5 protein-coding genes and 2 pseudogenes are annotated in these 8,881 nt (G+C 69.1%); 2 read left to right on the top strand and 5 right to left on the bottom strand.

All coding sequences use genetic code 11. The features are described from left to right. Nucleotides 1-426: pseudogene (locus CCN51_RS21475) on the top strand (RNA-guided endonuclease IscB); the annotation flags it as partial. Nucleotides 427-693: 267 nt separating this feature from the next. On the opposite strand, the gene CCN51_RS21470 reads toward CCN51_RS21475, so the two are convergent. Next, complete coding sequence (locus CCN51_RS21470) at nt 694-2,094, bottom strand: glycoside hydrolase family 6 protein (RefSeq protein ID WP_014179469.1); 1,401 nt, start codon at nt 2,092-2,094, stop codon at nt 694-696. Then, on the bottom strand, nt 2,091-3,206 hold the full coding sequence (locus CCN51_RS21465) for a glycoside hydrolase family 5 protein (RefSeq protein ID WP_055414015.1): 1,116 nt from the start codon (nt 3,204-3,206) through the stop codon (nt 2,091-2,093). Before CCN51_RS21465 ends, CCN51_RS21470 begins: the two co-directional genes overlap by 4 nt. A 327-nt stretch (nt 3,207-3,533) precedes the next feature. Between CCN51_RS21465 and CCN51_RS21460 the strand changes: the two genes are divergently transcribed. Further along, a complete protein-coding gene (locus CCN51_RS21460) occupies nt 3,534-6,470 on the top strand; it encodes a glycoside hydrolase family 48 protein (protein WP_043487554.1) in 2,937 nt (978 codons plus the stop codon). 69 nt (nt 6,471-6,539) lie between these two features. On the opposite strand, the gene CCN51_RS21455 is transcribed toward CCN51_RS21460, so the two are convergent. From CCN51_RS21455 to CCN51_RS21445, 3 genes and pseudogenes are all read right to left on the bottom strand, one after another. Beyond that, nucleotides 6,540-7,529, bottom strand: a complete 990-nt coding sequence (locus CCN51_RS21455; protein WP_014179472.1) for a glycosyltransferase family 2 protein — start codon at nt 7,527-7,529, stop codon at nt 6,540-6,542. After that, a complete protein-coding gene (locus tag CCN51_RS56500) occupies nt 7,526-7,915 on the bottom strand; it encodes a hypothetical protein (RefSeq protein WP_014179473.1) in 390 nt (129 codons plus the stop codon). The genes CCN51_RS21455 and CCN51_RS56500 overlap by 4 nt, the downstream gene beginning before the upstream one ends. Before the next feature lie 102 nt (nt 7,916-8,017). After that, nucleotides 8,018-8,881: pseudogene (locus tag CCN51_RS21445) on the bottom strand (ANP1/MMN9/VAN1 family protein); the annotation flags it as partial.

The following is an 8,881-nucleotide window of genomic DNA, read 5'->3' as shown; positions in this document are numbered from 1 at the left end:
TCCGGCGGCCGCACGAAATGGAACCGCACCCGCTGCGGACTCCCGAAATCCCACACCCTCGACGCCCTCAACGTCGGCAAACTCGACACAGTCACCGAAACCGTCACCCCCATACTGGTCGCCGGATGCTCAGGGCGCGGCCAGCACCAGCGCACCAGCCCCGACCGCCACGGCTTCCCCCGCCGCACCAGCCCACGAATCAAGACCGTGCACGGCTACGCCACCGGCGACCTCGTGACCGCTTCCGTACCCAAGGGCAAATACACCGGCACCCACACCGGCCGCGTCATGATCCGCACCACCGGCAAATTCGATATCCGCACACCTCACGGCCGCGCCGCAGGAATCCGACACACCAACATCCGCCTCCTCCAGCGAGGCGACGGATACACCTACACCCACCAACCAGAACAGGCCTGCGCGTAAGCGCACGTCAGAGCAATCCGAAGATGCGATCCCTCCATGCGCAAACACATGGGGTTCCTCGCAAGATCACGCTGACCCCGCCGCCGGGCGGGCTGTGCGCGATCCCCCCCCAGCCTTCGGCCGGGAGGTGTTCCCTGCGCAAGCGGCGCTCCACCTCCAGGCGCGTGGCTCGACACGCCGACGGGGCCGGCGGAGCGCGCGAGCGCGTCCACCGGCCCCGTCGTGTGCGGGTGCCTGCTGCGGTCTATCGGTTGCTGCCCGTACGGGTCACAGCGCCGGGTAGGCGTTCTTCAGCAGCTCCTGGAACTGGGCCGAGAACCAGTGGCCCGACAGGGGTGAGTTCGGCAGCGCGCCGGACATGTTGTTGCCGTTGCGCGGGTTGCCCGTGTACGTCGGGTCGCACATCCGGTCGAAGCCCTTGCCCTCGTCGTTCGGGATGGCGGAGCTGGAGCCGTCGGACTCGCCCGGGGGCTTCATCCACACGTACGCGTCGATCCCGGACGCGGGTGCCGCCTTGGGCCGCTCGCCGAGGCCGGCGCCGGACTGGTTGCACCAGTTGCCGACGTGGATCCGGCGGTCGTAGCGCCCGCCGTTGATGTAGGTGTCCACGTCCGTCTTCGCACCGGGGCCGGCCGGGCGGGCCGTGCCGCCCCAGCCGTTGCGGGAGGTGTCGATCAGGGCGCCGATGTTGGACGGGAGTCCGACGTTCACCAGCTCCTGGCGGAACGCCTGGGCGAAGGACAGCTCGTCGACGTAGCGGTTCCAGTCCACCCACTTCGACTCGCGCACGGACTTGCCGTTGATGCTGTCGTTGATGGTGTAGTTGTTCTCTTTCAGCGCGCTGTAGTTGGCCGTGTTGACGATGATCCCGGCCACCTTGTCGACCGTGCTGCCCTCGGCGGTCGCGGCCTGCTTGATGACCTGGGCGGTGGCGTTGAAGTTGTCGTCCCAGCCGATCCAGCCGTGGTGGCCGGCGTCCACGTAGTTGTAGACGTTGCCGATGGCGCCCAGCTTGTTCAGGGCGTAGCCGACGCCCTTCACGTAGTTGCCGTTGTTCTTCATGGTGTCGCACTGCGGGGTCGCGGTGGGACGGCCGCCGGTGTTGGTGACCAGGTTGGGCAGCGAGTCGATCTCGATCGTGGTGACGATCCGGAGATTGGAGTTGGCGTACTTCGACTCCGAGAGGATCGACGCGATCGGGTCGATGAACTGGGTCTTGTACTTGTCGATGTCGTTCGGGCCGAGCTCGCCGTTGGACGCCAGCGCGGCGCAGTCGCGGCCGGGCAGGTCGTAGACGACTAACTGGACGACCATGGGGCTGCCGCCCGACTGAGTCAGCGCCGTGTCCAGGTGGGAGCGCAGACCGCGGGCGCCGGTGGTGCCGTTGATGGCGGCGATGCGGTCCATCCAGACGCCGGTCGGCTGGTTGGAGATCTTGCTGCCGCCGGACTCGGCGGCGGCCTTCGCGGACCAGTCGGGGTTCACATACACCTTGGCGCCCGCGTACGGGTTGTCCACCTTGGCGGCGGCCGCTCTGGTGCCCTCGGCCTGGGCGGCGGCGGTGCCGCTCAGGGAGGAGACGGTCAGCGCGGTGGCGGCGAGCAGTGCGGAGCCGGCCAGTGCGGCGGCCCTGCGGTGGCGGGTGGGGGGTGAGGTAGTGCGGCTCATGACAATCCCTTCAGGTGATCACGGAGGCCCACGCCGAAGCCGGTCGGCGTGCCGTTGAAATCGCTGATCAAGGACGGGCCGGAGGAGCAGTCCCAGGTGTTCCAGGTCCAGCCCAGATACGAGGCGCCCTTGGCGTCGAGCCAGGCCATGACCCGGTCGATATAGCCGTGTGAGCAGGTGTTCTCGCCGATCTCACCCGCCACGAAGGGCACCTGGCCGATGACCGGGGCCAGTTGCTCGTTCCAGCAGCTCTCGTTGGAGCAGGTGTTGAAGTTGTAGGTGTGCCAGGCGGCGGCGAGGTTGCCCGCCGGGTCGCTCGGCTTGTGCGTCAGCCATTGGCGCATGTCGTTGGAGTAGGCGACTCCCGGGATCAGGACGAGGTTCTTGGCGCCGGCGCTTCGTACCGCGTCCAGCAGGTCCTGCATCCCGGCCACCTCGAAATCGATGCCGGGGCATTTCCCGCCGTCGCGCCAGCAGGCCCACGCCGCCGTCAGGTCGGTGGTGGCGCGGTCCGGGAACGGCTCGTTGAACAGGTCGAACACCACGGCCTGGTCGCCCTTGAAGGTCTGGGCGACCGAGCTCCAGAAGGCCGGGGTGTACTGCGCGTCGGGCATCGGCTTCTGGCAGGTGGCGTACTCGGTGTCGGGGCAGTGGTTGTCGCCGCCCGTGTACTTGCCGTGGGTCCAGTGCAGCTCGACGATCGGGGTGATGCCATGGGCTTCGAGCCGGGCCACGAAGTCCTTGACCGCATTGATGTAGTTGGCGCCCCGGTAGGCCGCGTTGATATGCGACAGACCGAGCCAGCACTCCTCGTTGAGCGGGACGCGGACGGCGTTCACCTTCCAGTCCGCGATGGCCTTGATGGACGCGTCGTCGACCGGGCCGTCGAAGATGCCCCGCCCCTGTACGCACATGAACTCGCCGCCGGAGCGGTTGACGCCGAGCAGTCTGCGGGTGGCTCCGTTCTCGTCGACCAGCTTGTTGCCCGAGGCGTGCAGCTTCGGCGGTGCTGCGGCGACCGCACCCGACGCATGAGCGACGGGGAGCAGAGCGGCGGCGAGGGTCAGTGCCGCGGTGGCCGCCAAGGCATAAAGGCGCGGTGGTGCTCGCATGGAGCGACTCCTCGAAGTCCAGGCGCCTCCCTGGGTGACCCGAAGGTGGCGCTGACTGCTGGAACCGCTCCCACTGGTTGAAGTGACCGTAACGCCTGTGTCGCACATGTCAACAGAGGTGTTCACAGATTTATCAGTCGAACACGTTCGAGAGGTGCATCTTGTTCAAAGCCTTGACACCTCTTCAGGTCCGCCCGAACCTTGGGAGCGCTCCCACTGGTTCGCACTGCCCCCCACCCGCACGGACCCGCGAGGAGGACTTCCCCGATGCGCCTACAGCGAGGCTCGCCGTTATCCGGGGCACGACCATTCATCCGCCGACTGGCGATGAGACGGCCGAAGACGCGACTTCCGGGGACGCGGCGGCCCAGGACGAGACAACTGGTGACGGCCCTGGCCGCCGCGCTCTCGCTCCCGGTGGCCATGACCGCCGCCGGCGGCGCGGCCCCCGCGCACGCCGCCGCCGTCCAGTGCGGCGTCGACTACAAGACCAACGACTGGGGTTCGGGATTCACCGCGGAGCTCACCATCTCCAACCCGGGCGCTGACGCCATCGACGGCTGGACCCTGACGTACGACTACGCGGGTGACCAGAAGCTGGCCAACGGCTGGAACGGCACCTGGACCCAGTCCGGTAAGACCGTCACCGTCAAGAACGCCGCCCACAACGCAAAGATCGCGGCGGGCGGCAATGTCACGACCGGCGCCCAGTTCAGCTACAGCGGCACCAACACCGCGCCCACCACATTCGCCGTCAACGGCATCAGCTGCACGGGCGCCCACCAGCCGCCCATCGCCGTGCTGACCAGCCCGGCCCCCGGCGCGACCTTCAGCTCCGGCGGCACCGTCCCGATGGCCGCCACCGCCGCGGCCGCCGACGGCGCGACCGTCACCAAGGTGGAGTTCTACAGCGACACCAAGCTCCTCGGCACCGACACCACCTCCCCGTTCACCTTCGACTACGCCGACGTGCCCGCGGGCGACTACTCGCTCTACGCCAAGGCCTACGACAGCCAGGGCGCGTCCGCCGAGTCCACCCCCGTCGGCATCCGCGTGGCGGCCGGGCCCGCACTCGTCGCCAGCCCCGCCCAGCTCGGGGTGCAGCAGGGCAAGACCGGTACGTTTGGGCTGAAGCTGTCCACCAAGCCGTCCGCGAACGTGACGGTCTCCGTCGCCCGCACCTCCGGTGTCACCGGGCTGACCGTCTCCTCGGGCGCCACCCTCACCTTCACGCCCACCAACTGGGACACCGCCCAGCAGGTGACCGTCGCCGCCGCGAACAGCGGCACCGGCACGGCGACCTTCACCGCCACCGCCACCGGCCACACCAAGGCCGAGGTCACCGTCACCCAGCTGGCCGCCTCCAAGGCGTACGACGCCCGCTTCCTGGACCTCTACAACAAGATCACCGCTCCGGGAGCCGGCTACTTCTCGCCCGAGGGCATCCCGTACCACTCGGTGGAGACCCTGATCGTCGAGGCCCCCGACCACGGCCATGAGACGACCTCCGAGGCGTACAGCTATCTGATCTGGCTGCAGGCGATGTACGGCAAGGTCACCGGCGACTGGTCCAAGTTCAACAGCGCGTGGGACACCATGGAGAAGTACATGATCCCCACCCACGCCGACCAGCCGACCAACAGCTTCTACAACGCTTCCAAGCCGGCCACCTACGCGCCCGAATGGGATCTGCCCTCCCAGTACCCCGCGCAGCTCAACGGCAATGTCTCGGTCGGCAACGACCCCATCGCCGCCGAGCTGAAGAGCGCGTACGGCACCGATGACATCTATGGCATGCACTGGATCCAGGACGTCGACAACGTCTACGGCTACGGCAACTCCCCCGGCAAGTGCGAGGCGGGGCCGAGCGACACCGGACCGAGCTATGTCAACACCTTCCAGCGCGGGCCCCAGGAGTCGGTCTGGGAGACCGTGACCCAGCCCACCTGCGACGGCTTCAAGTACGGCGGCAAGAACGGCTATCTGGACCTGTTCACCGGTGACGCCTCGTACGCCAAGCAGTGGAAGTTCACCAACGCCCCGGACGCCGACGCCCGCGTGGTCCAGGCCGCCTACTGGGCCGCCGAGTGGGCCAAGGCACAGGGTAAGGGCAGCCAGGTGTCGGGCAACGTGGCCAAGGCCGCCAAGATGGGCGACTACCTGCGCTACGCGATGTACGACAAGTACTTCAAGAAGGTCGGCAACTGCGTCGGTGAGACCTCCTGCGCGGCGGGCAGCGGCAAGAACAGCTCCCACTACCTGCTGTCCTGGTACTACGCCTGGGGCGGCGCCACCGACACCTCCGCGGGCTGGGCCTGGCGCATCGGCTCCAGCCACGCCCACGGCGGCTACCAGAACCCCATGGCGGCCTGGGCGCTGGCCAACTATGCCGATCTGAAGCCCAAGTCGGCCACCGGCGCGGCCGACTGGTCCACCAGCCTCAAGCGGCAGCTGGAGTTCTACCGCTGGCTGCAGTCCAGCGAGGGCGCCATCGCGGGCGGCGCCACCAACAGCTGGCAGGGCCGCTACGCCACACCGCCGTCGGGGGCCGCGACGTTCTATGGCATGTACTACGACGAGAAGCCGGTCTACCACGACCCGCCGTCCAACCAGTGGTTCGGCTTCCAGGCATGGTCCATGGAGCGCGTCGCGGAGTACTACAACCGCACCGGTGACGCGTCCGCCAAGACGGTCCTGGACAAGTGGGTCAAGTGGGCGCTGTCCAAGACCACGATCAACCCGGACGGCACCTACCGGATCCCCTCCACTCTCCAGTGGTCCGGCCAGCCGGACACCTGGAACGCCTCCAGCCCCGGCGCCAACGCGAGCCTGCACGTCACCGTCGCCGACTACACCAACGACGTCGGCGTGACGGCCGCATACGCCAAGACCCTGTCCTACTACGCCGCCAAGGCGGGCGACACCCAGGCCAGGGACACCGCGAAGGCCCTGCTGGACGGCATGTGGACCAACTACCAGGACTCCCTGGGCATCGCGGTCCCGGAGACCCGGGCCGACTACAACCGCTTCGACGACCCGGTCTATGTGCCCAGCGGCTGGACCGGCACCATGCCGAACGGTGACAAGGTCGACTCCAGCTCCACCTTCATGTCGATCCGGTCCTTCTACAAGAACGACCCGGCCTGGTCCAAGGTCGAGGCGTATCTGAAGGGCGGGGCGGTCCCGAGCTTTACGTACCACCGGTTCTGGGCCCAGGCCGATATCGCGCTGGCGATGGGGTCGTACGCGGATCTCTTCGAGTAGCGCCACCACCCGCACCCCCCACCCGCACAACGGGCGGGGCTCCCCTCCGGAGCCCCGCCCTCGCCGCGCTCAGACGGGCAGCGGGATCTCCCGCTCGGCCAGGGCCCGCTCCAGCCGCTGGATATGACGGTGCTGCAGCCGCGCGGTGCGCTGCAGCGACATGACCACCCGCAGAAACTGGTCCATATCGGCCGCCCGGGTGAGGATGTCGTCGGGCACCTGCTCATCGGCCAGGCACCCCCGCTCGTCCTGGGCGAGCAGGCCCTGCGCCCAGGCCCGGGTGACCGGCTTGAACATGCCCGGGTGGCCCGCCACGATCCTGGCGCGGACCGCCAGGTCGTTCTCGGCCGCCTCCACATGCAGCCCGTCGTCCTTGTTGCGCGCCCCGAACAGCGCCTCGTGGAGATGATGGGCCGTGAAGCCGCGCTCGGCGCAGGCGATCCAGAAGTCCCAGTCCTCCCCGGTACGCATGTCCTCGGCGTAGCCGCCCACCGTCTGCCACACCTCGCGGCGGTAGAGCGAGCAGTAGAACATGATCAGCCGCCGCAGCAGCAGGTCCTTGTCGTACGCCGGCAGCTCCAGTGCCTGCGCGGGCAGACCGTCGTCGGTGAAGACGGAGACATCGGTGGAGACGATCGCGATCTCCGGCCTCCGGTCCAGCACCGCCACCGTCCGCTCCAGCATGGTGGGGGCGATCACGTCGTCGGCGTCCAGCGGCAGGACGTAGCGGCCGGCGGTGGCCGCGATGCCCGCGTTACGGGCGGCCGAGACCCCCGCGTTGGCCTGGCGCAGCAGCCGGATGCGGCGGCCGGGGTGGTCGGCGATCAGCGACCGGGCCACCGCCGCGGTGTCGTCGGTGCTGCCGTCGTCGACGACGACGAGCTCCCAGTCCGGGTAGGTCTGGGCCAGCACGCTCCCCACGGCCTGCGGCAGATAGCGGCTGTAGTCGTGGCAGGGGATGACCACCGAGACCACGGGCTCCCGCGATGCCACCGCGGCCCCCGGGAGGTCACCAGCCTCCAGGGGGCCGCGTTCCGGGCCGGACGGTGCCGCGGTCATCGGAGCTCGGCGCCGTAGCCGCCCTCGCCGTACATGCCGCGGTGGGGGGCCATGAAGTCCGGCCGCTCGGAGATGGCGATGTTGGCGCACTGCGAGCCCGTCTCGCCGCCGCCGGTGGGGGCGACGACGGTGATGTTGGCCGTGCTGCCGAGTCGGGAGTCGCAGTGGTTCTGCTGCACCACGCCATGCGGGTCGCCGAAGATCTCCGCGAAGTTGAGACAGCTCGACCCCGGCCCCGGCCCTGAGACGCCCACCCCGCTCTTGGAGTCGCACTCGTTGACCTGTTGGTTGGGGTTGTCCCAGGGAAATGCGCCTGCGTTGGACCCACCGAAGACCACTGCCCCGGCCGCCGCTGTCACCAGCGCCGCCGTCTTGCCGATGTTCATGTGATTCTCCTAATTTTCCTGCGTGTAGAGGCCCGCGGACAACCAGCTAACGCCATCCGACGTCACGGGCTTCGCAAGCGGCGGCGGTTTCACCTGCCCGGCTCAGCGGGCGACCACCCCAATGGCAGGGTGCACCACCTCCACCCCGGGCAGCGCCCAGCACTCGACGCCCATGTCCTGGGCCAGCACGGCCAGCCCCTCGGTCTCGATGAGCCGCCGGTAGGGGACGGTCGGGAACACCAGGCCGTCGCGGTGCAGATCGGCGTGGACCAGCAGGGCCGTACCGCCGACCCCGTCGACGCGGACCCTCTCCTGCCCGCGCAGCTCGTCGAGATAGCTCCGGCCGAACCCCTTGGGCGGCTGCAGGATTCCGTCCCGGAGCCATGGGTCCCAGTCCAAGGTGTCGGCGTCCGGGCGCAGGACGAAGGTGTTGTGGTCGAAGCTGGGCCCGCCGGGCTCGGTGACGCAGTGCGCGGCGACGATCTCCTGACGCGCGCCGAGCAGCCGCTGGACGAGGTCGGCCGGACAGTCCGTCACATCGACGTCGAGCCACAGCACCCACCGCTCGTCGGCGAGGGCGCACGACAGGAGGTGGTTACGGGCCATGGCCAGCGCCGACCGCCGCTGCCGCTGGACGTCCGGCGCCCAGCGCGGCCCGGTGAGCCGGAGGCCGAAGTGGCGGCGTACGAGGGTGACCCGCCGGAAGTCCGCCTCCAGTGCGGGCAGGGCGTCCTGGAGGGCCTGCCAGGTGCCGTCGCTGCTGTCGCCCTCCAGCAGGCCGAGGGAGAGCGCTTCGCGGGGGTGGTCGAGGGCGCGCAGGTTGTCGAGGTAGCGGGGGAGGAAGGCGGCGGCGTCCTTGACGGGGGTGAGGACGAGCAGCGGGGGGTGTTCGGCCGCGTCCGCGCGTACGTCCACGGGGGCGGGCCGTCGGGCCTGCGGGACGCGCGCCGACCGGTCGGCGGTGTT

Source organism: Streptomyces milbemycinicus, from assembly GCF_002154605.1.
GTDB classification, from domain to species: Bacteria; Actinomycetota; Actinomycetes; order Streptomycetales; family Streptomycetaceae; genus Streptomyces; species Streptomyces milbemycinicus.
The sequence above is the reverse complement of the archived record's forward strand: the minus strand, read 5'-3'. Positions and strand labels throughout refer to the sequence as shown.

What these genes read in the sequence shown, in the direction of transcription:
- CCN51_RS21470 (WP_014179469.1), bottom strand. Translation starts at nt 2,094, where the DNA reads ATGAGCCGCACTACCTCACCCCCCACCCGCCACCGCAGGGCCGCCGCA.
- CCN51_RS21465 (WP_055414015.1), bottom strand. Translation starts at nt 3,206, where the DNA reads ATGCGAGCACCACCGCGCCTTTATGCCTTGGCGGCCACCGCGGCACTG.
- CCN51_RS21460 (WP_043487554.1), top strand. Translation starts at nt 3,534, where the DNA reads ATGAGACGGCCGAAGACGCGACTTCCGGGGACGCGGCGGCCCAGGACG.
- CCN51_RS21455 (WP_014179472.1), bottom strand. Translation starts at nt 7,529, where the DNA reads ATGACCGCGGCACCGTCCGGCCCGGAACGCGGCCCCCTGGAGGCTGGT.
- CCN51_RS56500 (WP_014179473.1), bottom strand. Translation starts at nt 7,915, where the DNA reads ATGAACATCGGCAAGACGGCGGCGCTGGTGACAGCGGCGGCCGGGGCA.